The organism is Lysinibacillus sp. NPDC093216 (assembly GCF_050280325.1).
Taxonomy (GTDB): Bacteria; Bacillota; Bacilli; order Bacillales_A; family Planococcaceae; genus Lysinibacillus.
The window spans coordinates 20,359-44,163 of record NZ_JBNNVB010000004.1 but is presented as its reverse complement, the minus strand read 5'-3'; the positions used below and the strand labels follow the sequence as shown (position 1 = coordinate 44,163).

At 37.8% G+C, this 23,805-nt stretch carries 25 protein-coding genes; 21 read left to right on the top strand and 4 right to left on the bottom strand.

Translation table 11 applies throughout. The annotated features are described in order from the left end of the window. Nucleotides 1-17 precede the first annotated feature (17 nt). Entirely contained in the window at nt 18-710 is a 693-nt protein-coding gene (gene mtnN, locus ACQKOG_RS06395) for a 5'-methylthioadenosine/S-adenosylhomocysteine nucleosidase (protein WP_370075346.1), read from the top strand. An 814-nt stretch (nt 711-1,524) separates the two neighbouring features. Here the strand turns inward: mtnN and sigK are convergent. Beyond that, a complete protein-coding gene (gene sigK, locus ACQKOG_RS06390; protein WP_370079523.1) occupies nt 1,525-2,232 on the bottom strand; it encodes an RNA polymerase sporulation sigma factor SigK in 708 nt (235 codons plus the stop codon). A gap of 87 nt (nt 2,233-2,319) precedes the next feature. Next, nucleotides 2,320-2,820, bottom strand: a complete 501-nt coding sequence (gene pssA / locus ACQKOG_RS06385; RefSeq protein ID WP_142509087.1) for a CDP-diacylglycerol--serine O-phosphatidyltransferase — start codon at nt 2,818-2,820, stop codon at nt 2,320-2,322. 136 nt (nt 2,821-2,956) lie between these two features. On the opposite strand from pssA, the gene ACQKOG_RS06380 reads away from it, so the two are divergent. The 13 genes from ACQKOG_RS06380 to ACQKOG_RS06320 all read left to right on the top strand — a co-directional run bounded on the left by ACQKOG_RS06380 (nt 2,957) and on the right by ACQKOG_RS06320 (nt 14,103). Next, entirely contained in the window at nt 2,957-3,739 is a 783-nt protein-coding gene (locus ACQKOG_RS06380; protein WP_370079522.1) for a phosphatidylserine decarboxylase, read from the top strand. A gap of 36 nt (nt 3,740-3,775) precedes the next feature. After that, the gene (locus ACQKOG_RS06375; RefSeq protein WP_049667747.1) at nt 3,776-4,297 is read left to right on the top strand and encodes a YqeG family HAD IIIA-type phosphatase; all 522 of its coding nucleotides are present in this window, start codon (nt 3,776-3,778) and stop codon (nt 4,295-4,297) included. Further along, nucleotides 4,294-5,397 (top strand): ribosome biogenesis GTPase YqeH, encoded by a 1,104-nt coding sequence (yqeH, locus tag ACQKOG_RS06370; protein WP_370079521.1) that lies wholly within the window; start codon nt 4,294-4,296, stop codon nt 5,395-5,397. The genes ACQKOG_RS06375 and yqeH overlap by 4 nt, the downstream gene beginning before the upstream one ends. A 30-nt stretch (nt 5,398-5,427) precedes the next feature. Beyond that, nucleotides 5,428-6,258: a shikimate dehydrogenase gene (aroE, locus tag ACQKOG_RS06365; RefSeq protein ID WP_370079520.1), complete on the top strand. Its 831-nt coding sequence runs from the start codon at nt 5,428-5,430 to the stop codon at nt 6,256-6,258. A gap of 5 nt (nt 6,259-6,263) precedes the next feature. Beyond that, on the top strand, nt 6,264-6,566 hold the full coding sequence (gene yhbY, locus ACQKOG_RS06360; protein ID WP_323653381.1) for a ribosome assembly RNA-binding protein YhbY: 303 nt from the start codon (nt 6,264-6,266) through the stop codon (nt 6,564-6,566). Between the two features lie 9 nt (nt 6,567-6,575). Further along, nucleotides 6,576-7,166: a nicotinate-nucleotide adenylyltransferase gene (locus ACQKOG_RS06355; RefSeq protein WP_370079518.1), complete on the top strand. Its 591-nt coding sequence runs from the start codon at nt 6,576-6,578 to the stop codon at nt 7,164-7,166. Then, the gene (yqeK, locus tag ACQKOG_RS06350; protein WP_402870339.1) at nt 7,135-7,707 is read left to right on the top strand and encodes a bis(5'-nucleosyl)-tetraphosphatase (symmetrical) YqeK; all 573 of its coding nucleotides are present in this window, start codon (nt 7,135-7,137) and stop codon (nt 7,705-7,707) included. The genes ACQKOG_RS06355 and yqeK overlap by 32 nt, the downstream gene beginning before the upstream one ends. Next, nucleotides 7,704-8,048 carry a ribosome silencing factor gene (gene rsfS, locus ACQKOG_RS06345; RefSeq protein ID WP_370079516.1) on the top strand — a complete coding sequence of 115 codons (345 nt, stop codon included), beginning with the start codon at nt 7,704-7,706 and terminating at the stop codon, nt 8,046-8,048. Before yqeK ends, rsfS begins: the two co-directional genes overlap by 4 nt. Nucleotides 8,049-8,050: 2 nt before the next feature. Next, nucleotides 8,051-8,791 carry a class I SAM-dependent DNA methyltransferase gene (locus tag ACQKOG_RS06340; RefSeq protein ID WP_402870342.1) on the top strand — a complete coding sequence of 247 codons (741 nt, stop codon included), beginning with the start codon at nt 8,051-8,053 and terminating at the stop codon, nt 8,789-8,791. 132 nt (nt 8,792-8,923) lie between these two features. Next, entirely contained in the window at nt 8,924-10,099 is a 1,176-nt protein-coding gene (locus ACQKOG_RS06335) for a DUF4085 family protein (RefSeq protein WP_427445674.1), read from the top strand. A 391-nt stretch (nt 10,100-10,490) separates the two neighbouring features. After that, nucleotides 10,491-11,138 (top strand): helix-hairpin-helix domain-containing protein, encoded by a 648-nt coding sequence (locus ACQKOG_RS06330; protein WP_402870348.1) that lies wholly within the window; start codon nt 10,491-10,493, stop codon nt 11,136-11,138. Between the two features lie 107 nt (nt 11,139-11,245). Continuing rightward, entirely contained in the window at nt 11,246-11,815 is a 570-nt protein-coding gene (locus tag ACQKOG_RS06325) for a ComE operon protein 2 (RefSeq protein WP_402870350.1), read from the top strand. Nucleotides 11,816-11,922: 107 nt separating this feature from the next. Further along, on the top strand, nt 11,923-14,103 hold the full coding sequence (locus ACQKOG_RS06320; protein ID WP_402870352.1) for a DNA internalization-related competence protein ComEC/Rec2: 2,181 nt from the start codon (nt 11,923-11,925) through the stop codon (nt 14,101-14,103). 32 nt (nt 14,104-14,135) lie between these two features. Here the strand turns inward: ACQKOG_RS06320 and ACQKOG_RS06315 are convergent, their stop codons facing one another. Beyond that, nucleotides 14,136-14,273 (bottom strand): YqzM family protein, encoded by a 138-nt coding sequence (locus ACQKOG_RS06315; protein WP_142508925.1) that lies wholly within the window; start codon nt 14,271-14,273, stop codon nt 14,136-14,138. A gap of 165 nt (nt 14,274-14,438) precedes the next feature. Here ACQKOG_RS06315 and holA point away from each other — a divergent pair, with 165 nt between their 5' ends. Next, entirely contained in the window at nt 14,439-15,449 is a 1,011-nt protein-coding gene (holA, locus tag ACQKOG_RS06310; RefSeq protein WP_427445670.1) for a DNA polymerase III subunit delta, read from the top strand. A gap of 135 nt (nt 15,450-15,584) precedes the next feature. Here holA and rpsT read toward each other — a convergent pair whose 3' ends face one another. Continuing rightward, complete coding sequence (rpsT, locus tag ACQKOG_RS06305) at nt 15,585-15,833, bottom strand: 30S ribosomal protein S20 (RefSeq protein ID WP_142508923.1); 249 nt, start codon at nt 15,831-15,833, stop codon at nt 15,585-15,587. 162 nt (nt 15,834-15,995) lie between these two features. On the opposite strand from rpsT, the gene gpr reads away from it, so the two are divergent. From gpr to ACQKOG_RS06275, 6 genes are all read left to right on the top strand, one after another. Beyond that, entirely contained in the window at nt 15,996-17,012 is a 1,017-nt protein-coding gene (gene gpr, locus ACQKOG_RS06300) for a GPR endopeptidase (RefSeq protein WP_402870355.1), read from the top strand. A gap of 52 nt (nt 17,013-17,064) precedes the next feature. Then, nucleotides 17,065-17,991: a stage II sporulation protein P gene (gene spoIIP, locus ACQKOG_RS06295; protein WP_427445667.1), complete on the top strand. Its 927-nt coding sequence runs from the start codon at nt 17,065-17,067 to the stop codon at nt 17,989-17,991. 661 nt (nt 17,992-18,652) lie between these two features. Then, on the top strand, nt 18,653-20,548 hold the full coding sequence (locus ACQKOG_RS06290; RefSeq protein WP_427445665.1) for an acyltransferase family protein: 1,896 nt from the start codon (nt 18,653-18,655) through the stop codon (nt 20,546-20,548). Between the two features lie 638 nt (nt 20,549-21,186). Beyond that, nucleotides 21,187-22,365: a formamidase gene (fmdA, locus tag ACQKOG_RS06285; protein WP_427445663.1), complete on the top strand. Its 1,179-nt coding sequence runs from the start codon at nt 21,187-21,189 to the stop codon at nt 22,363-22,365. 20 nt (nt 22,366-22,385) lie between these two features. After that, nucleotides 22,386-22,655 carry an FmdB family zinc ribbon protein gene (locus ACQKOG_RS06280; RefSeq protein WP_427445661.1) on the top strand — a complete coding sequence of 90 codons (270 nt, stop codon included), beginning with the start codon at nt 22,386-22,388 and terminating at the stop codon, nt 22,653-22,655. Nucleotides 22,656-23,335: 680 nt separating this feature from the next. After that, a complete protein-coding gene (locus ACQKOG_RS06275; RefSeq protein WP_370079503.1) occupies nt 23,336-23,668 on the top strand; it encodes a hypothetical protein in 333 nt (110 codons plus the stop codon). Nucleotides 23,669-23,805 lie beyond the last annotated feature (137 nt).

Genomic DNA, 23,805 nt, shown 5'->3' with positions numbered 1-23,805 from the left:
AGGGAAGTAACAGAGAGATGAAAATTGCAGTAATCGGCGCAATGGAAGAGGAAGTAGAGCTTTTACGAGCATCATTAGAGCAAGCAAAAAGCACAACAATCGCAGGCAGTGAGTATACAACAGGAACTTATAAAGGGAAAGAGGTAGTTTTATTAAAAAGTGGTATTGGTAAAGTAAATGCCGCAATGTCAACTACTATTCTATTACATGAATTCAAGCCTGACGTAGTCATTAATACGGGCTCTGCCGGAGGCTATGATGAAACTCTTGAAGTTGGCGCAGTTGTTATTTCAGATGAAGTTCGTCATCATGATGTAGATGTAACAATTTTCGGTTATGAAATGGGGCAGATGGCAGGTATGCCAGCAGCTTATAAATCGGATGAAAAACTTATGAAAGTCGCTGAAGAGGCAGTAGAGGCTGTAGGAGAGCACCAATATGGTATTGGCTTAATTTGCTCAGGTGATGCCTTTATGAATGATCCTGTTCGTGTAGAAGCTGTTCGTCGTCATTTCCCACAAATGAAGGCAGTGGAGATGGAAGCAGCTGCTGTTGCACAAGTATGTTATCAATTTGGTACTCCGTTTGTTGTTATTCGTGCTTTATCAGATATTGCTGGAAAAGAATCGAATCTTAGCTTCGATGAGTTTTTACCAGTAGCTGCAAAGCATTCCACACAAATCGTACTAAAAGCTATCGAATCATTATAAAGTCTAAAAATCTGTGAAATAAACTACACAAAATAGTCAAAATGAGTGGCTTTTAGTGTGAGAAAAATCACAGTTTAAAGGTCTCACTAATGCTAAACTGATGTTAAATAAATCTCTTCATATTTAGATGGGAGGCATTCATAATGCTATTTTTAACAGCAGGTGTAGTCATTATAACAATGTTACTCGGTACACTTATTTCAGTAGAACTATCAGAATCTGCAGAATAAAAAACTCTCTTGCGATTGAAAATCGCAAGAGAGTTTTTTTATTACTTCATTTATTACGCTAACTTGCTAAGGATTGGCTTATTACTAAAAGTTAGGGATGATGTTTGCTAAAACGTATGTTTTGTATATAAGTATTGGAGTGGAAGCTAGGCGACTCTTTGGGGATTAACGTCACAGATTAGACCCTGGAGCGAGCAGGTAGGGGAACAAAGGCTAAAACATCACGTCTGTGACAACGCCTTTGTACCAACCTCCTGTTGTTGTTGTTGTTGCCGCTTCCTTTCGCACAGACAAAACATGTTGTTGCTGCGTTCCGCTTTCGCACAGACAAAACATGTTGTTGCTGCGCTCCGCTTTCGCACAGACAAAACATATTGTTGCTGCCGCTCCGCTTTCGCACAAAAATACCCTATTACCCCAAGAGGCTCATCAGACGCCCACGGGAGAGCGTCAGTCGGAACGAAAATCAACTCTACGTTATGGTGACCAGCCTAAGGGGTACTTTTGTAACAAAAAATACAAGATTAATTGCAGAATAAAGTAATGGGAATGTTGAAATTTTATAAGTATCAATTTACAATATATTACTCAATAATCTTTTGATCTCGTTTATATAATTGATAGAGTTTAATAAGAGCTCGCTTTTCAATGCGAGATACATAACTACGAGAAATATTTAAACGTGCAGCGATTTCCTTTTGTGTAAGTGCATCTTGCTGGTTTAGACCATAGCGGAGTGTAACGATTTCGAGTTCACGATCGTCAAGCATATGCAAATAATGATATAGTTGTGCAACATGCTCTTTATGTTCAAGTTTTTCTGTTGCACTTTCTTCATCGCATTGTAAGAGATCTCGGATTTGTAGTGCATTACCATCTTTATCTGTACCGATTGGCTCAAATAAGCTAACATCTTTTTGCACTTTTTTCTGTGTACGCAGATGCATTAAAATTTCATTTTCGATACAACGGGCGGCATAAGTGGCAAGACGGGTTTTTTTGTCAGGCGTATAACTTTCTACGGCTTTCATCAGACCAATAGTACCGATGGAAATATAATCATCAAGTTGTTCATGTTTTGGGTGGAATTTTTTTACAACGTGTGCAACGAGTCTCATATTGCGTTCAATTAGATCGAGACGCGCTTGCTCATCACCGCCTAAAAATCGTTCAATACAAGCAGCTTCCTCTTCTTTTGAAAAGGGTTTATGGAATGTTTGCCCCTTTAAATAGCCAAGTAACGCTGGGATTTCAAGCCATAACTGCAACATAGATGTAAAAATTCCGCTCATTGAATGATTTCATCCTTTCCCCATTTTTCGACAGTATATGTTATAAAACTGTGTTAAATGAAAAAAAGTGCAACAGCAAATGCGCTGTTACACTTTTTTTAACGAGATTGTACTAATCATTAGTAATGCTAGTATTGGGAATAGGAAAAGATAAAATGCCGGGTGGAACGTATTAGATGCAAAATACGTTAAAGTTAAGATCGTACCTGCCGCTGTAATTGGTAACCCTGTAAAATAGCCGTTTGCTTCAGTAATATTGAAGCGAGCTAATCTCATCGCACCGCAGATGATGTATAGTACTGTCATCGTCATGCCGACGAAACCAAAGTCGACTAAGACAACTTTATACATTAATAATGCAGGCGCCACACCAAATGATATAATATCACTCATAGAATCTAATTGTTTACCTAGATCAGACACTTGTCCGAGTGCTCTAGCTACCTTTCCATCATAACGATCAAGAAGGGCTGCAATAAAGATAAACAAGACACTATAGCTATAGTATTCGTGTAGTGTAGCCATTATGGCCGCGCCGCCGAAGGACATATTACTGATTGTGATAAAGTTTGCTGCTTGCGATTTCATTTTCTTAACCGTGGTATCCACCAACTTGTGATAAAAAAACAAGGGGGATCACTCCTTTGCACTTAAGATATTGTACCATTATACTTCGAATGCGAAAAAATTGACAGTCTAAATTAATCGATAGGGGTTTTGTTTTATGAAAGAAAAACTATATCAACGCTTGATTGAATTAACAAACGGAAAGCAATCCTCCCATCTTTTGCAATCTATTGCAAAAGCAAAGTGGAGTAAACGAATTATTCCGAGTTACATGAAGGTATACGATATTAATCTTGAAGAGGTTTCAAAACAACAACAACATTTTTCAAGTTTACATGACTTTTTTACAAGAGAGCTTTTAAAAGATGCACGTCCAATTGAACAAAATCCCACTACTTATGTAAGTCCAGTGGATGCCAAAGTGGAATCCTTTGGACGTATCGAATGGGATATGACATTTCATGTAAAGGGTAAGCCTTATGCTTTACATGATTTACTTGGCAATGCAGAACGTGCTTCACAATATGCAGATGGACATTTTATCGTGTTTTACTTGAGTCCTGCAGATTATCACCGTATTCATAGCCCGATTGATGGGGAAGTGCTAAGACAATATATACTTGGTCAAAAATCTTATCCTGTTAACCAGCTCGGTCTTACATACGGTAAAAAACCTATTTCACACAATTATCGTTCAGTAACGGAGCTGAAAGTGGCGAATGATCAACAGATAGCATTTATTAAAGTTGGTGCTACCTTTGTAAATTCTATCATGCTCACTAATACAACAACACAGTGGCATAAGGGTGAAGAAGTCGGATATTTTTCATTCGGCTCAACAGTAGTTATGCTGTTTGAAAAGGATGCAATAGAATTTACGGAAAATGTTGTACAAGGAAGCCCAATTCGAATGGGTGAAGCCTTCGCAAATATGCTATAATGGTCGAATAATACGTTTAGATTAGGGGTCGCTATTTTGTATAATTTTTTATTACCAGATGAATTTGTCACGAGTATTTATGAAATTACACCGGAAAAGCTTCAAGACTTAGGTATTAAAGGGATTATTACGGATTTAGATAATACGCTTGTGGAATGGGACCGTGCAGATGCAACGGAAGAGCTAATTATTTGGCTGCGCATTATGAAAGAATCAGGCATTCGTGTTATTATTGCGTCGAATAACAAAGAAGCACGTGTTAAGCAATTTGCTGAGCCATTAGGTATTCCTTATATTCATAAGGCGAGAAAGCCACTTCGTAATGCCTTTTATAGTGCAATTGTTCAATTAGGACTACGACCACAGGAAGTAGTAATGGTAGGAGACCAACTACTAACAGATGTAATGGGCGCTAATCGCTTAGGTTTGCATACGGTACTAGTAAAACCAGTTGCACAATCAGATGGGCTCGTAACAAAATTCAACCGATTTATTGAACGTCGTGTGTTCAATAATTTAAAACGAAAAGGAATCAGTACTTGGGAGGAAAAAGAATGAACGAAATGCCAAATTGTATTGGCTGTGGTACAACAATTCAAACAGAAGATAAAACAGCAGTTGGGTATGCACCCCCATCATCATTAGAAAAAGACGTGGTCATTTGCCAACGTTGCTTCCGTTTGAAAAATTATAATGAAATTCAACCAGTTTCATTAACAGATGACGACTTTTTACGCATATTAAACGGTCTTGGAACACAGCAAGGCTTAATCGTAAAAATTGTTGATATATTTGACTTCAATGGGAGCTGGCTACCAGGACTTCACCGCTTCGTAGGTAAAAATCCTGTGTTATTAATCGCGAATAAAGCCGATTTATTACCGAAATCTGTGAAACCGAAAAAAGTGATTAATTGGCTAAAACGTGAAGCGAAGGCTCTAGGTCTACAACCTGTCGATGTACTTTTAGTGAGTGCCCATAAAGGTAACGGGATGGCCGAAGCAATGGAAGCCATTGATGAGTACCGTAACGGACAAAATGTGTATGTTGTAGGTTGTACAAATGTTGGGAAATCCACGTTCATTAATCGCATTATCAAGCAGGCTACTGGTGAAGGTGAGATTATTACAACTTCTCATTTCCCAGGTACCACTTTAGATATGATTGAAATTCCATTAGATGATGGTAGTGCATTATATGACACACCGGGAATTATTAATCACCATCAGATGGCACACCATATTGACTCTAGCGAATTAAAATATATTATGCCTAAAAAAGAAATAAAGCCAAAAGTGTATCAACAAAATGCTGGACAAACATTATTTATTGGCGCCCTTGCTCGTTTTGACTTTATTCAAGGAGAACGTTCGGCATTTACGGTACACGTGGCAAATGACTTACCAATACACCGAACAAAACTTGAGAAGGCAGATACATTGTATGCAGAGCATAAGGGTGAATTGCTGGCACCTCCAACTGCTGAATTTATAGAACAGCTACCACCATTAGTGCGTCATGAGTTCTCTATCAAAGAAGCGAAAACAGATGTTGTATTCTCTGGTCTTGGATGGATTACTGTGCAGCATGCCAATGTAGTTGTAGCAGCTTATGCCCCAAAGGGTGTACAAGTATCAATTCGCCCATCACTAATTTAGGATGTACAAGTAGAGAAGAGGGATTAGGAAATGAAGAAATGGTTTGCGGTTATGGGTGATCCGATTGAGCATTCAAAATCCCCGGCGATGCATAATGCTTGGTTCGAGGAAATGTCAATAGATGCGACGTATATTCCAGTGCATGTATCTTCTGAAAATTTGGAGTCAGCGGTTGCTGGCCTGAAAACATTAGGTGCTAGTGGCTGGAATATTACAATCCCACATAAAACAGCGATCATTCCTTATTTAGATGAGCTAGATGAGTTGGCAAAAAAAATGGGAGCTGTTAATACGGTTGTCCGAACAAAAGAAGGAAAATTAAAAGGATACAATACAGACGGTGTTGGTTTTGTACGTTCGTTAGAAGAAGCGGTTGGTAAGTCACATAAAGACAAGCCAGTTCTTCTTATTGGTGCGGGCGGTGCTGCTCGTGGTATTGCTTTTGCAATGCAACAGCAAGGTTTTACGAATTTAACCATTGCTAACCGCACAGTGGCAAATGCCCAAGCAATTGTCGATGAAATGGGTGTAGGTCATGCGATTTCTTTAGCGGAGGCTGAGGAATCATTAGCTGATTTCGGCATTTTAGTGCAAATGACATCGGCTGGACTTGCTACGGGCAATTTTTCAATGCCATTTTCATTAGAACGACTTGCAAAAGGCGCAATTGTAGCCGATATTGTGTATAATCCATTAATGACGCCTTTTTTAAAAGCGGCTGAGGAAAAAGGAGCAACCGTCGTTACGGGTCTTGGAATGTTCGTTCATCAAGGGGCTATTGCTTTTGAGCATTGGCTTGGTGAATACCCAAATACAAATTCAATGATTGCGCAATTAAAGGCGCAATTAGGAGGAAATTAATTTTTATGTTAACAGGTAAACAAAAACGTTTTTTACGTGCAGAAGCACATCATTTAACACCGATTTTCCAAGTAGGAAAAGGCGGCGTTAATGACGAAATGACAAAGCAAATCCGTGAAGCATTAGAAGTACGAGAGTTGATTAAGGTACGTATTTTAGATAACTGTGAAGAGGATAAGCATGAAGTTGCAGAAGCACTTGCTAAAGGTGCTCATGCAGAGCTTGTGCAATTAATCGGTCTGACAGTTGTTTTATATAAAGAATCACGCAATCATAAAAAGATTGCATTACCAAAAGCAACGAAATAAGGTGAGACGATGAAAAGGGTCGGTTTACTGGGAGGTACGTTTAATCCACCACATAATGGACATTTAATGATGGCTAATGAAGTACTGCATGCATTAGATCTAGATGAAGTTCGCTTTATGCCCAATGCGTTGCCACCACATAAGTTCGCACGTCATGATGCTAGCGATGAGGAACGCCTTGAAATGGTAAAGCGTGCAATAAGTCCATATCCGTATTTTTCTGTGGAGTCGTATGAGGTGGAGAAGGGTGGCGTATCCTATTCATATAAGACACTTTCTGCGATGTGTATAAGTGAGCCTAATGTGAAGTTTTACTTTATCATTGGAGGCGACATGATTGATTCGCTTCATACATGGTACTGTATTGATGAATTAGTGAAGCTTGTGCAATTTGTAGGAGTAAAGCGTCCAGGAACAGTGGCCACTACAGAGTACCCTATAGTAATGGTGGAAGCTCCCCAAATCGATTTATCGTCCACACTGATTCGTGAACGACTTGCTACTGGAGGAACGGTTACATTTTTACTGCCTGAAGCGGTAGAGACGTTCATACGAGAGGAAGGTCTATATGGAACGCGAACAGTACTTGGCGGCGATTAAGCCACGCATGCCTGAGAAGCGCTATATTCATACCATTGGTGTAATGGAAACAGCCATTGAGCTAGCAACATTATATGGTGAGGATGAAAAAAAGGCTGAGATAGCTGCCATCCTTCACGATATTGCGAAATATGCAGATATCGAATGGATGGAGAACATCGTCCGTGATGAAAAATTAGATGCTCGCCTTATTGGCTGGGGTAGTGAATTACTGCATGGTCCAGTAGGTGCATATATTGCAGAAAGCGAATTTGGCATTAAAGATGAGGATATGTTAAATGCTATTCGTTTTCATACAACAGGACGCGTGGGCATGAGCCGTCTAGAAAAAATTATTTTTGTTGCAGATATGATTGAACCTAATCGTAAATTTGATGGTGTTGATCGTCTGCGAAAAAAAGCAAAGAAAAATTTGGATAAAGCGATGAGTGCTTGTGTGCGCCATACATTGGCATTTTTAATTGACACAAAACAACCAATTTATCCATTATCAATAGAATGTTACAACGATATGATAAAAAGAGAGGACAGTGAAGGATGACTTCAACTTTATTACAAGCAGCTTACAAAGCAATTGACGACAAACATGGTGAGGATATTGTCGTTTTAAATATGCAAGGCATTTCACTTTTAGCAGATTACTTTATTATTGCCCATGGTAATTCTGACCGCCAAGTGCAAGCAATCGCACGTGAATTACAAGAGATAGCAGAAAAAGAGGGCTATGAAATTCGCCGTGTAGAAGGCTTTGATGGAGCACGCTGGGTGCTTGTCGATCTTGGAGATGTAGTAGCGCATGTATTCCATAAAGATGAACGTGCTTATTATAACTTAGAGCGTCTATGGGGCGATGCACCGCAACTAGACATGCCAGAGGCTTAAGTGTGAGTAGTTACGAACGATTTGCACACGTGTATGATGAGCTGCAAACCGATATCCCTTACAATCTTTATGTGGATTGGGTTTTGCAGCATGCACCGAGCAGTCAATTCCCGAATCTTTTAGATATCGGCTGTGGTACAGGTGTGCTTGGCCTGCTGTTTGCGCAGGCAGGTTACAAGGTAAGTGGAATTGACTTGTCGGAAGATATGCTCTCAATTGCCGCAGAGCGCTTTGCTGGTGCAGGATTACATGTGCCTCTCTATTGTCTGTCGATGGATGAATTAGAGGGCTTTGAGGCGCTTGACGTTGTAACGATTGCTATTGATTCGCTGAATTATGTAGTGGAAGAAAAAGCAGTTTATTCAACATTAGAACGCATTTATGGTGCTTTACGTGATGGAGGCCAGCTGTTTTTTGACGTACATTCATTATTTAAAATGAATGATATATTTTTAGACGGACCGTTTACGTATGACGATGGTGATATTAGCTATGTATGGCATACGGAACCTGGCGATTTTGAACATTCCGTTGTCCACCAAATGACGTTTTATGTGCGTGATGCTGCGAGTGATCTGTATGAACGCTTTGATGAGGAGCATAACCAACGTACATTCTCGATGGAGCAATATATGGCGTGGCTTCAGGAAATTGGCTTTCAACAAGTAGAAGTAACAGCAGATTTTACTGATGAAGGCCCTGAATATGAAAGTGAACGCATGTTTATCCGTGCGGTAAAATAGTAAAACAGCTCGCTGGTAAACTTACCAGCGAGCTGTTTTTACTTTCCGGTGTTTATTTTGTTTCGCAAATAACACTAATTTTCGAAAAAATATTTCTGTTATCTTACAACCTAATTAAAAGGAGCTGAAATTATGTGGCATTTATCATTGCGTGAAAAAAGAATGTATGAAAATGCGATGAAACTATTTATTTACGAATCTGATGAAGAGTGGACAGATTACCTTGCTTATGCAAAGGAAAATGATATTGATCCATTTAAGGAAAAGAAGCAGGAGTTAGATGTAATACGCGATAGTTTAATGAACTATTTACCACTGCGATTTCATACATATGTTTTAGATCGTACGTTGAATACACCAAATGTTCCTAAACATGTACGAGAAGATTTTTTAGGATGGAGAAATGAACAGGAGCAGCTATTTGAAAATATTCTCGATGCGGCATATGAAGAAAAGCAGAAATCGTTAGCTTATATAGAACCAAAGGAAAGAGAGGTCTTTGAGCAAAGCCTTCATGATGCAACAATAGTTAGTATTCGCCGTAATGCTACTCAAGTAGAATTAACATTTGATATGGCAGGGGGCTTTACTGCAAAGTCAATCATTTCTCTAACGTTTAACAATATTTTAAGTGAAGTAGGTCAAGTAGAACCAGAGCAGTTTTATATTTATGATGAGCTCAGAAAAACAGCGAATGGAATGGCACTACGTGTTATTTTTGATTGTCCAGAAGTGGAATGGACGATTGAAGCAGAGGAGTTAGACGCTGAATTTTATTATCGCCCAAAAACATATAGTGATTTTGCTGAAAACGGTAATTTTTCTACGTACGTTCAAACATTGCAGCTAGAGAGTGGCTTAATCTTTATTACACCTCAATTAAAAAAACGAGTAATCGGGATTCAGCAACAAGCACCGTTTTTAATTTTAGAAAATAGCAATCTATATGAAAATGATCAAGGCGTTTTTGTGGATACAATACGTGTGGCAGAAAAATTAGATGATTGTATTCATTTTTTACATACAGATACATATGAAGACCCGTATGCACATTTTAGTGAGCCAGTACCAATACAGGACTTGGAGGAGGCGGCCCTCGGTACGGATTTAGAGTTAAAGGTTCGCGCATGGAATACAATGTATGCCAATCCAGTACAGCTCGCGGAGAAGATTAATCATATTTTAATGCAGATGGATCCAACTCAAGAGGATGATATGATGCAAAATGTGTTTATTCGTCATTTTTACAATGAGGGAATCTTAACGACTGAGCTTCAAGCGAAATTTAAAGATATCTTAGCAGAATAACGCTTGTAGAAAGTAATGTTGAAAAGAGGCTGGGATATAACTGGTCGAAACCTTAAAAAGTGCGAGAAATCAATTTAGAAACGTTGATTTCTCGCGCTTTTTTGATGTGAAAATTTTTATACGCAAATTATTAGTGCGGTCAGATAGTGTTGCATGAAGGTAGATGTCGACATTTTTCGAAAGTTGGTAGATAAATTAAAAAAGTTGGTAGATAAATCGATAAAGTTGGTCGATAAACAATTAAAAGTTCTCGATAAATCTCAAAACTGCAGCTCAGGGATGCCTTCGTTTTTGTCTTAATAGATAATTTATCTTTTCAACACTTGAATGATATTGTAAGATGAAATAGACTCCATATGATTACCTTTTGCAAAGGAAAGGATGTTATTTGATGATCCAATCTTTTTGGCAAAAGTACAAAAAAAGTATGTTGCTCCCCGGCATACTAGTAATCAGTGGACTTTGTTACTTCTTTTTTTCGAGATCTGACTCTTCACCTCCCCAAGAAGAGCTCATCGAAACAATCCAACCTATTGAACAAACTGATATGAAAGAATCTGTTGATGAAGCGGTCATACAGCAGGTATTTGTTGATATAAAGGGTGCTGTTATGTATCCAGGCGTCTATGAGCTGCAGACTGACCAGCGAATTATAGATGCAGTACAGCTTGCAGGAGGCTATACGCAGAATGCTGATACGCAACTCATTAATCATGCACAAAAAGTTGAGGATGAGATGGTTATTTACATTCCGATAAAGGGTGAAAAGCCTAACGATATTACCTCTAATATCTTGATGATGCCTACTAGTGGAGCATCACAAGGTGTCAACGGCGTAAAAGATCAAAAGGTTAATTTAAATAAAGCAGATGAAGCTGCACTTACGACATTATCAGGTATTGGTCCATCTAAGGCTCAAAGCATTATTTCGTATCGTGAGGAGAATGGTGGCTTTAAAACAATTGAGGACTTAAAAAAAGTGAGTGGTATTGGCGAAAAAACGTTTGAGAAGCTGAAGGATTTCATTACCGTTAAGTAATGGCAGGAAATTTTGAGATATTGACGTTTCTTTTCAAAAAGGGCTACACTATAGTATAAAAAGACTGTTGCAAAACGAACAGCTTATTAATTTATGGAGGTAGTCATATGGAGCGAATTACTTGGGATCAATTTTTCATGGCGCAAAGCCATTTACTCGCATTACGTAGTACATGTACAAGGCTTGCAGTAGGAGCAACTGTCGTTAGAGATAAGCGAATTATAGCAGGTGGTTATAACGGTTCAATTACAGGTGATGAACATTGTATTGAAAATGGCTGCTATGTTGTTGAGAACCATTGTGTGCGTACAGTGCATGCCGAGATGAATGCACTGCTACAATGTGCTAAATATGGTACGCCTACAAAAGGTGCAGACTTATATGTTACACATTTCCCGTGTCTACCATGTACGAAATCTATTATTCAAGCAGGTATTGAACGAGTGTATTACGCTACTGATTATAAAAATAACCCTTATGCACAAGAACTATTTAAAAAAGCAGGTGTAGAGGTTGTACACGTTCCGTTTGATGAACGTAAAATCGACTTTTTAAGCGATGAAAAATTAGCCTTGTACATAGACATGCTAAACGAGCTTCGTGAGAGTGGTATGCCTGCAGAAAAATTGCTCCCATATGAACAGAAGGTGAGTGCATTATTTGGCAAAAAGCTTTAAAGCATAAATGTATTTACGTAGCACTAGCTGTACTTGTTGCTTCAATAGCGGCACACAAGTCAGCTTGGCTACTCGCTATTCTTCTACTTTTCGCGTTATGGCTTAAATTGAAAGGTGAAAGGCGTTTAATTTCAGCGCTTGTTATAGCCATTGGATTTCTTTCTTATTTCTTCATCGTAACATTTCAACTGACGGAATCTTCCCCTCTACCGTCAACATTCTCAATAACTTGGACGAGTGAATATAAAATAAATGGTCAAAAGCTTAGAGGCTTTGTCAAAACTGAAACTGGTGAGAAACTGTATGTCGTCTATACATTTTCATCAGAAGAAGAGAAAAGCTTGTATGAAACTACTTCATTGACAGGCAGGACCTATCTAGTTCAAGGAGAACTTGTAGCCCCTCTTCCACCTGCACATGCATATGCGTTTTCTATGGAAAAATATTTAATCAGTAAAGGTGCTAGGGGAATATTTGAAGTTTCAAGCTGGACCTTTATTGAAGAGAAAAAATCTATACGTTCGTTTCTTGCTAAACAGAGACACTATATGAAAAAACATATTGAAACAACATTCCCGGATTCACTAGTTGCAGAGGCACAAGCGCTTCTAATAGGATTGCAGGATCAAGTCGATTATGAGCTTCAAAGGGCCTATCAAAAGCTTGGTATCACCCATATATTTGCTATCTCTGGTTTACATGTGGCACTTGTCTCATGGTTGTTTTTTGAAGGCCTTTTACGTCTAGGCGTACGGAAGGAAATGGCGACCTTAGTTTTACTCATCATTTTACCTATCTACGGGGTGATTGCGGGTGGTGCGCCTTCCGTATGGCGCGCAGTATCTGTTGTAGAATTAATCATGCTGATGCGTTACGCTAGGTGGCAAATATCGATTGACGATGCCCTAGCAATTAGCTTTCTTTGTTTTGTCCTACTTGAACCAGGTGTCATTTATCAGATTGGCTTTCAATTGTCATATTTAGCAACGGTTAGTCTCGTCTATTCGGGTGTCATTTTAAGACGATCCACGAACTGGTTAATCCGTTCATTTTTCATTACATTTGTATGCCAGCTTCTTGTTTATCCATTATTACTCCATCATTTTTATGAAATTTCTATTTCTTCATTTTTAGCGAATATTATTTTCGTACCACTGTTTTCCCTTGTTATTTTGCCTTTTAATATTGTCTTGTTTGTCATAACGATTATATCGATGCCAGTAGCGAAAGCTTTGTTTGTTGGATACGAGCCGTTCCGTGTGTGGCTTACAAAGTTTATTTTATATCTTCAGGAATTGCCGTTTCAGATGTGGTCGCCAGGGCAGCCTGCTATATGGCTTATTTGCGTAGCATTGATCAGCATATTAGCGGGCTTCTATTTTATAGAGATAAAACAGTATGGTAAATTTGCAGTTGTCATGTTTATTCCTGCATTGTGTATTCATTTATCACCGATGTTGTTTACCGATACTAAGCTGACATTTTTAAACGTTGGTCAGGGTGATTGTACAGTTATAGAATTACCGTTTAGAAGGGCTGTGTATGTTATTGATTCAGGCGGCGTACTACGCTTTGAACAGGAGATATGGAAGACTTCAGAAAGCCCATATGAGGTTGGGAGACAAGTTGTGGTACCATTTATGAAAGGAAAAGGGATACGAAACATTGATATTTTTATCGCCACTCATGCGGATGCTGATCACGTAGAGGGAGCTGAAGAGATTTTGCAAGAGATTAATATGCATGAAATTCATCTCACTCCTGGTTCGATGGATAAGCCTGTTATGCGGGATTTACTGATGGAAGCCAAGAAGCAAAAAGTTTCTGTGAAAGAAAAAATGCGGGGAACTGCATGGCGCATAGGAAAAACTAGTTTTTATTATTTATGGCCCCGTGACACTCTTTATGAGGGGAATGATGATTCAATTGTTTTATATATGCAACAGGGGTCATTTCGAGCATTGTTTACGGGTGACTTAGAGGAATATGGTGAACAGGAGCTTATCCATCTTTACAACAAGCAATTAGCGAATATGACAGTGTTGAAGGCTGGACACCATGGCAGCAAAACATCGAGTATGGAGCCTTTTGTAGAGCTGTTACGGCCTGAATTAACCATTTTCAGCGCGGGACTAAATAACCGCTATCGTCATCCGCATGGTGAGGTAGTGGAGCGTTTTACAAGTCGAAATTTAGCTACTTTAACAACTGGAATAGATGGGACGATTGAAGTAAGAATTCGTGGCAATAGTTGGTCTGTGCAAAAGGGAAAAGACCTTGTCCAATGAGCAAGGTCTTTTTCCTCGTACATTACATTCAATTATTTAGAGGCTACTTCTACTACTATCGCGATGAGAAACATAAGTGCAAACATTCCAAATGATACACCGAAGCCAACTCCTGAATCAGTTGCATCGTTACGGCGACATTGTATGTTTTTTCCTTCAAATGGATTCATTGTTATCCCTCCAATTCTGTTATTTATTATAAGACATCGTTTTCATAAAAGCTATATCGAAACGGAGAATTTACCATGTGGCAAAGAATCGACACAATTCGGTCAAAGTCACAAAGGAATTTCAAATCATGTATACTAGTAGTATTGCTAGATGGAGGGAAAATTATGATTTCAACGGTTTGGAATAATATCAAAAAAGGAGAGCTCTCACCAGTGTATTTACTCGTTGGTGAGGAAGGTTATTTTATAGATGAAACAGTTAAACGGTTAAAAGAAGCGATAGGCCCCGAAGAAGAGATAGAGATGTCAACATTTGATTTGGAAGAAATGCCAGTGGATGCCGTTATGGATGAAGCAGATACAATTCCTTTTTTCTCTGAGCGAAAGCTTATCATTGCTAAAAACGCATCCTTTTTAAAGGCAACTGAAAAAGGAAAAGAAAAAATTGACCATGATATTAAACGCTTAGAAACATGGCTTGCTAATCCTTCTGATTTTTCAGTTACAGTTTTTATCGCACCTTATGAAAAATTGGATGAACGTAAAAAAGTGACAAAGATGATGAAGGAGCATGCGTTATTAGTCCAAGCTGAAACACCAAAGGAGCAGGACTTAGCTGTGTGGATACAGAGTAGAGTTAAAGCAGAGGGCAACCGCATTACACAAAATGCGATTGAGCAGCTTGTCGCAATGGTTGGATCGAATATGCTACAGTTGCAAATGGAAATTGAGAAGCTAACCCTTTATATAGGAGATGGCGGTGAAATAACGGCTACGCTAGTTGAGGATTTAGTGGCAAAAACGTTAGAACAGGATGCCTTCAAAATGTTAAATGCTTATTTTGCAAACGATTCTGTAGGGGCACTGTCTATTTATCACGATTTACTACGTCAAAAGCAAGAGCCTATCATGCTTGTCGGTTTGCTTGCATCAAATGTACGTACGATGTCCAATGTGTTTTATTTATTAAAAAAGGGCTATCATCCACAGCAAATCGCAAAAAATTTAAAAATACATCCTTATCGTGTCAAGTTGACGGTTGAGCAGCGTAATCGTCCATCAGAGGAAAGTTTATTGAAGGCGTTATATCAGTTAGCAGAGGTTGATTTACAACTGAAATCAACTGGAGGCAATCGTGAGCGTTATTTAGAACTCTTTTTACTACGTCGGCTTTAAGGATTGTGTAGAAGAAAACATCTATTGATGAGCTGTCCGAAGCAATAGGCGCAGCTTTATCAAGGTGTAATTAATTTTCTTGTAAATTAAAAAGATCAGCTACTCTTAATAGAGTAAACTGATCTTTTATAACAATTACGCTTTTTTAGCAAGGCGAGACTTTTTACGAGCCGCCGCGTTTTTGTGGATAAGTCCTTTTGAAGCTGCTTTATCTAAAGATTTGTAAGCTGCTTGTAAAAGTTCTTGTGCGTTTTCAGCTTTAGCAGCAACAGCGTTCTCAGCTTTTTTCACTGTAGTACGCATTGCAGATTTAGCTTGAGTGTTAGCAGCGTTAGCTTTTTCGTTAACTTTTACGCGTTTAATCGCAGATTTAATGTTTGGCATATGTTTCACCTCCTAAAATAGGTACGAGATGATATCTTCTCATTGATTTCTTGTGTCAATACAACAAAAATCATTTTAACAAACGCTAGGACAAATTGCAATAGATAAATGCAAAGAATATTTACTTGACAGTTTGAACAAACTACAGTTGAGGTGAACTGTATGCAAAATTTTAATTGGCAACGTACGGATTTGATTGATGAGTCTGAAGAGGTAGTTTTACATCAAACGAAAGAGCAAAAAGATACACTTAAAGAGTCGAGTGGTATTCAAATTGAAGATATCAATGCTGGTCGGGTAAAAATCACTGATGTGCTCGTCGATGCAGAAGGTGAGAAGCAAATTGGAAAGAAGAAAGGGAAGTACATTACTCTTTCTGTGCCTACTTTGACGTTAGAAGATCAGGATGGATTTGAGCAGCTTGAGAAAGAATTGCTTGCGAATTTCAAAAAAATGCATGAATCCATGTCATGGAAAGAAGATGACAAAATTTTAATTGTTGGTTTAGGGAATCGGACAATTACACCAGATGCTATAGGACCGTATCTTATTGATCATTTGCATAGTTTAGATGTAATAGATGAAAAATTCGTCATGTATGCGCCTGGTGTAACGGGGCAAACAGGATACGAGACTGGTGAATTTGTAGCGGCGTTAGCAGAGCGACTAAAACCTAAATTAATTATTGTTGTAGACGCACTTGCAACGAGAGCTAGTGATCGCTTATGTAAAACAATTCAATTAACAGATACAGGGATACACCCTGGTTCAGGTGTAGGAAATCAGCGTAAGGAAATATCATATGAGATGCTTGGCATTCCTGTTACCGCAATCGGTATCCCAACAGTAGTTGATGCACCTGTATTAATTGCGGATGCTGTAGAGGTAATGCTACGTTCTATAGCTGCACGAGTGGCAGAGCGAAGTAAACCTTCATCCAAATTGTCATTGTCGTCTTGGCAACCAGATATAAATAAAGAACTAGATATGTCTTTAGTACAGCCGATTTTTGGAGAATGGGCTACATGGTCTAAAGAAGAGCGTCAGCAATTATTTGCAGAGACTTTCGCAGGCTCGCATACACAGCTAATGGTAACGCCAAAGGAAGCCGATTATTGGGTAGATAAGTATGCAAAAATCGTGTCTTCTATGCTTATGAAATGGGCAAATAATCTATAATTTTTTTCGTTCTAAAAGGCATACCCCCTCCATACGATAAGGGGAGGAGGGTGTGACTTTGCTAAAAAAACTACAGTGGTCATTTGGTTTATTGTTGTTCTTTTTCGTATTACCTGTCATTGCTGGGCAACTTCCGTTCAACAAGCAAGCATCGACTCCGATTAAAGAACCTGAGGATAAACAAGTCGTGTTTGCCGCTACTAATTTACCTGAACAAAGTGCACTGGAACAGACAAAAGAGGAAACAAAGAATCAAGCAAAAGAGGAAACAAAAGATCAAACAAAAGATCAAACAAAAGATCAAACAAAAGATCAAGCACAAGATAAAACACAAGATCAAACACAAGATCCATTTAAAGTCTTGTTATTATTTACGCATTCACAGGAATCATATCAACCAATGGTGAAAGCTGTTAGCGGGAAGGCGGCCTATTATGATGAAAAAACAAATATTTATAATTTAAAAGATACTATTTCTAAGCATTTTAGCATGAATGGTATACAAACTGACGTTTTAGATGTTGATGTTATGAAGGAACTAAAACTTAAGGGAAAAAGTTTTCCGGATTCTTATAACTTTGTACGTCCTTATTTAGCAAAACGTTTACAAGAGCAATCCTATGATTTAGTGATTGATTTTCATCGAGATTCTGCCAAGAAAAATGCGACAACGATAACCCATAATAACGAATCGTATGCAAGGATTGCGATTGTCATTGGTGCAGAGCATAAGAATTATAGATGGAATACTGCTTATGCAGAAAGTCTATCAGCTACTATGAATGAAATTGTGCCGAAAATTTCCAGAGGTGTTATATCAAAAAGTGGTGACAATGTGGATGGACGTTATAATCAAGATTTAACAAAAGAAATGATATTAATCGAAATAGGTGGAATTGACAATACAGAAGAAGAATTGAATCGTACAATTGCTGTAATAGGAAAAGCTATATCAAAATCCTTCAATACAGGAAAATAAAAAATAGATTTTTTGGATTGGCAAAAAGCTGGACTTTTTTATAGTCTTCTTTTTGCCAATTTTTGTTTAGATGTAGCACTTAATCATTTTTTGGACAAAGTATGAAAATTGAATGATTGTTAGCAAAAATACCAGGAATTTGTTTTAGAAAAAATAGTTGTTAAGCCTTTTAATTATTCATTTCTTGCCTTATAATTTTCGAGTCAGCACATAAAGATTTGACGAAGAGTTGTAAAAGTTTTAAAGCGGCATATGCAATAGGCGAAATACGCTAAGCATCTACCATTTTGGAGATGCTTTTTTGATGGATAAAATATGAATAAGATTAACCTTTATTTTAAAAGAATGAAGGAAAACATACATATGAGAAGTTATTTCCGAGTTGTTTATGTGATCAAAAAGAATATTAAACTTCTATCAGCAAATGTTTTCTGCGCGAAAGCGAAACGACAGCGGCAAATGTTTTCTGCGCGAAAGCGGCAATTATGCCGAGGGATAATTAATAAATATCATTAGATGTAAACTTTTATTTATACTCATCCGTCATTTATATAAGTGAATGCACTGAATCATTAGTTAAAAGGGGACGATATTGACTTAATACTAAAATTTACACTATAAAAAAGGTTTGTAGATTATCGGAAGAAGAGGAAGGAATATTATGTCAGGCAAGACAGTCAATCATCGTTATATCCCTGGATTAGATGGGATTCGAGCTTTAGCAGTACTAGCTGTGATAGCTTATCATTTTAACTTTAAATGGGCCAGTGGAGGGTTCCTAGGAGTTGATATCTTTTTTGTTTTATCGGGTTACTTAATAACCTCTACTATTTTACCTTTACAAGGAAATCAATTAAAAGTAGGGCTAGGAGAATTTTGGATTGGACGATTTCGACGCCTACTACCTGCTGCGTACGTAATGATTATTACTTCATTCGCTTGGGCTACCTTATTTCATAAGGAACTTCTTCATACATTGCGCGGAGATGCAATATCTTCTATTTTTTATTCAAGTAATTGGTGGTTCATTTTCCATAAGCTCTCTTATTTCGACAGTTTTGGATCCCCTTCACCTATAAAAAATTTATGGTCTTTAGCAATTGAGGAACAATTTTATCTTATTTGGCCAATTCTGTTAATGCTAGGGCTTTATCTTGTTAAAAAACAGAGTAAATTAGCCATTTTTATCTTTATCGGTGCATTATGTTCAGCTGTGTTAATGGGCTTACTGTATGAGCCAGGAGCTGATCCTAGTCGTATATATTACGGGACAGATACACGTTCCTTTGAATTACTTATAGGCTGCTGGCTTGCTCTCGTTTGGCCGATGAAAAGACTATCTTCTCAAAAACTAACTACTGACCATGTTAATAAACTAAATGCTATAAGTTTGCTTGCTTTTAGTATTTTCATATTAAGTATTATTTTTGTAAATGAATATCAAACTTTCTTATATAGAGGAGGCATGTTCCTATTTTGTTTGAATGCAGCTATATTAATAGCGTGTGTTTGTCATCCAATTAGCATTTTAGGAAAATTACTTTCTTTGAAACCTCTACGTTGGATTGGTTCAAGATCATATGGAATTTATCTATGGCATTATCCAATCATGGTGTTGGGTACTCCAGTCCACGAAATAGGTAATCCTACGTACTGGCGAGTTGCTATACAGCTAGTTCTTATTTTGATTATTGCAGAATTTTCGTATCGTTTTATTGAAATGCCAATAAGGAAAGAAGGTTTCCGCTCCTATTATCGACAATATCTTGTAGTTAATAAAGATAAATGGGGCAGCATTTCGTTTACTAGAAAAATTTCTACTGTGCTTGTTCCACTATTCCTTCTAGTATTTTTTACTGGAATGACAGGCGTTATAGGAAAAGAACAAACGGAATCAAAAGAGTCTAAGCCAACAGAAATTAAAATAAATGGTGGAGAACAACCTTCTAAGCAAAATGTTACCGTAGCGGAAAAAGAAACAACGGAAAGCGATTCATCGATTGTTAAGAATGAAAAAACTGAAACTAACCATCAACCGGACAAAGAAGAACCTAAGCAAGGAAAGAATGATACAACTGCTAATCCTAATGAACCCTATAATGGTATATTAGCTATTGGAGATTCTTTAATGATAGATATTGCTACAAGCTTACATAATGTCTATCCTAACATTACAATTGATGCAAAAATTGGTCGCCAAGTTTCACAAGCTGTCCAACTGGCACCAAATTATGCTAGTTTTAATGAGCCAAATAAAGCGGTTATTATTCAACTTGGCACAAATGGTTACTTTACGGATGATCAGATCGATGCACTACTTAAAGCATTCTCCAATGCCGATATTTATTTAGTGAATACTCGAGTACCGCGCTCATGGGAAAGTAATGTAAACTCTTCATTACAACAAAAAGCTCAAGAGCATGATAATATTACATTGATTGATTGGCATTCGGTTGCAATTAATCATCCAGAGTTTTTTGCTCCGGATGGTGTCCATTTAGTACAAAAAGGTGTTAATACGTTAACAAGCCTTATTCAACAAACAATAAATATATAATTTAGTAATAAAATATCCAGAGTGCACGTAAGTGTAGCTGGATATTTTTTGTAGGAAAATCTTAAGCACTCTTTATCATTTTTTTATTGATTGCAGAGGAAATGGCACGCTATTTAGAATAACCATTGATTTAACAGCATTTATGCCGTTCTAATGTTATGTTACAGACTGCTCCTCTAATTCCTTCGATACATGGCCGTAAATCTTATAGACACAGCCTACAGTCCAGATACGAGATTTTCATTCTACATTGGCGTTCCAATGTTAATACTGTACGTTATTGTCGGTACATATTTGCATAAAAAAGGAAAGATTAATAATCCTAGTTACAAACCATTTTTAGATGCACAATAAATGACAAAGAAATTAAATAATCCAACTATATATAAATAGTTGTTCGCATCCATTTTTCTAGTAAATAATCAGAATATTCCGTGGATTGTGATGGGTTAAAGGAGATACTGAATGTGTGAGGTTTTTAAATAAGAAATAATCCATTTGACTGCCCTCAATTCATTCTAGTTTTTGGTTGCTTAACCGAAAGATAGAATTTTCGAAATAATTTGACATTATTTTTTATCCTTGATAATATGAAATCGCATACATCACTTACATAGAAACTAGGGGGAGTAAATCAAATGGTGAAAACTCTGTACAAACTAGATTTAAGCAAATCAATGGAAGAGCAGGCGCATCCTGGTCACAATCGATGGCACCCAGACATACCAGCAGCATTTTCAGTAGATCCAGGCACTTCTTTTAGAATGGAATGTAAAGACTGGACAGATGGACAAATTAAAAATGATGATAGTCCAAATGATATTCGAGATGTGAATCTTGCACGTGTTCATGTGTTGAGTGGACCGGTCTATGTGAACGGCGTTGAACCTGGAGATTTATTAGTCGTAGATATTTTAGATATTGGTACTTTTCAAGATTCGGCGTGGGGGTTTAACGGCATTTTCGCAAGAGAGAATGGGGGAAGTTTCTTAGTTGATGAATTTCCAGAAGCAGCTAAATCAATCTGGGATTTTGAAGGCATTTATACGACTTCGAGACATATACCTGGTGTGAAGTTTGCTGGGATTATCCATCCTGGCTTAATAGGCGTTGCTCCCTCTATGGAACTTTTGCAAAAATGGAATGCACGAGAAAAAGAACTCATCATGACCAACCCGGACCGGGTTCCGACGTTGGCAAATGCACCGACTCCGGAGAGGGCAGTGCTCGGCACATTAAAAGGGGCTGAGTTTGATCGAGTAGCTAAGGAAGGAGCTCGAACAGTACCATCAAGGGAAAATGGCGGGAACTGTGATATTAAAAATCTATCTAAAGGATCGAAAATCTTCTTCCCAGTATTTGTGGAGGGAGCGAAGTTATCGGTAGGCGATCTTCATTTTTCACAAGGGGATGGAGAAATCACATTTTGTGGTGGTATCGAGATGGCAGGATGGATTGATCTAAAGGTGGATGTCATTAAAGGTGGCATGGAAACCTATAAAATTTACGAAAATCCTGTATTCCAACCGGGCCCAGTAGATCCAAACTATAATGATTTCCTCGTTTTCCAAGGGATTTCAGTAGATAATAAGGATGGGAAACAACATTATTTAGATGCTAATCTTGCGTTTCGTCGGGCATGCTTGAATGCCATTGAGTATTTAAAAACGCTTGGTTATACAGGTGAACAAGCTTATATGCTGCTGAGTACAGCACCAGTTGAAAGTAGAATCAATGGCATAGTCGATGTTCCAAATGCTTGTTGTACCATTGCAATCCCTACAAAAATATTCGATAAAAATATTATGCCAAAATGATAGGATAAGGAGGTTTATTCTTGCCTAGTTACACATTTCGTTGCAATGATTGTGGAGAGTTTACGTTATTTTTTAAATCAATGGGGGGGAATAAAGAAAAATCAACTTGTCCTATTTGCCAATTAGAGTCAAATCGGGTCTATTTTGCACCGAATGTGTATTCACTTTCGAGAGCACTTAGTTCGCAAATCGAAAAGGGAATGGAACCGCAAATTATGAGTCGAGAACAATTAGGGACCAATAAGCCAAGGAAAAAGGCGGGCGCAAATCGTCCGTGGCAATTCGGGTAAGCACCTGTTGCTTTACTAAATATATTGGCTAAAGATGCTATTCTATCATTCAGCGAAGGCGCCTACTGTGGTAGGCGAAAATAATAAGACTGACAGTAGTTTTCTGTCTAGTTTATTGCGAGTGGTATCCCTAAGCGCCGAACGTTGTCGGTAGGATTTTTGATCAGATCCCGACAAAAGACTCCCACTTCAAGCGTTAGCTAAGTGGCGAGTAGTTCAATTCAACGTACATTAATCATCTCTAAACGATAAAAAAGCTGATTGCCCGTTGTAAAATGGCCAATCAGCTTTTTGTGAGTCTTGAAGTGCATTATCAAAGCGCCAAGCGGTTTAACAGCTGGCCTGGACATAACTTAGACACCGCGAATATCTTTATCAATCATCAGAGTATGGATTTCTAACTAATTCCAACAAATTTCTCCTAATATGCCGTCGTGGATTTGATCATTTTCATCTGCAGGCGGTAACTAAGAGTCTAATAATAGTCGTCTTTTCGCTATGCTTCTTAAAAATGAGGAATCGTAAAATATGAGGAGTGTTTACAAAGTACTTCCTTCGATAGGTGTTTGTCATGAGATTAGTAACGACACTTAAGTATAAACTGCATTATTTATTGTCTAATTCAGAAGGAAATCATCCCCTTTTGTCGAATTAAAGTAGTTGGAAAAAGGAGAGGTTTTATGCAAGGAGAACAGCTTAAACAAAGAATATTAAGAGAACCATCTAAATTTATTTCATATTTGAAAGAACTAATAAGCGAGAATAGATTTGACGATGGTGAAGCGTTAGAAATATCATTGCTCCTCATAAAAAATGGATCTGAAAGTTTATCGGATAAACAATGGCATGTCTTTTTAGAGAATGGTATTTTAGGTGATAAATATGTAGATAAATGCGAAAGATGTTCTGAACATATTCCTTGGACAAATATGTACAGTGCTATATTTATCAATAAAGATTACCTTTGTTCTAACTGTAGTTATTTAGAAAATAAAGTTACCTTCCATAATTAGCTCTGAAGGGTTATCGAATGTACCTAGAAATGCACTGTACCAAGCAGTGCAAATTTTTATGTAAGTGTGCTATTCTTATAATTTACTAACAAAAAAAGACCGAAGCAATTAGCCTCAATTTTTCTTACTCACACATT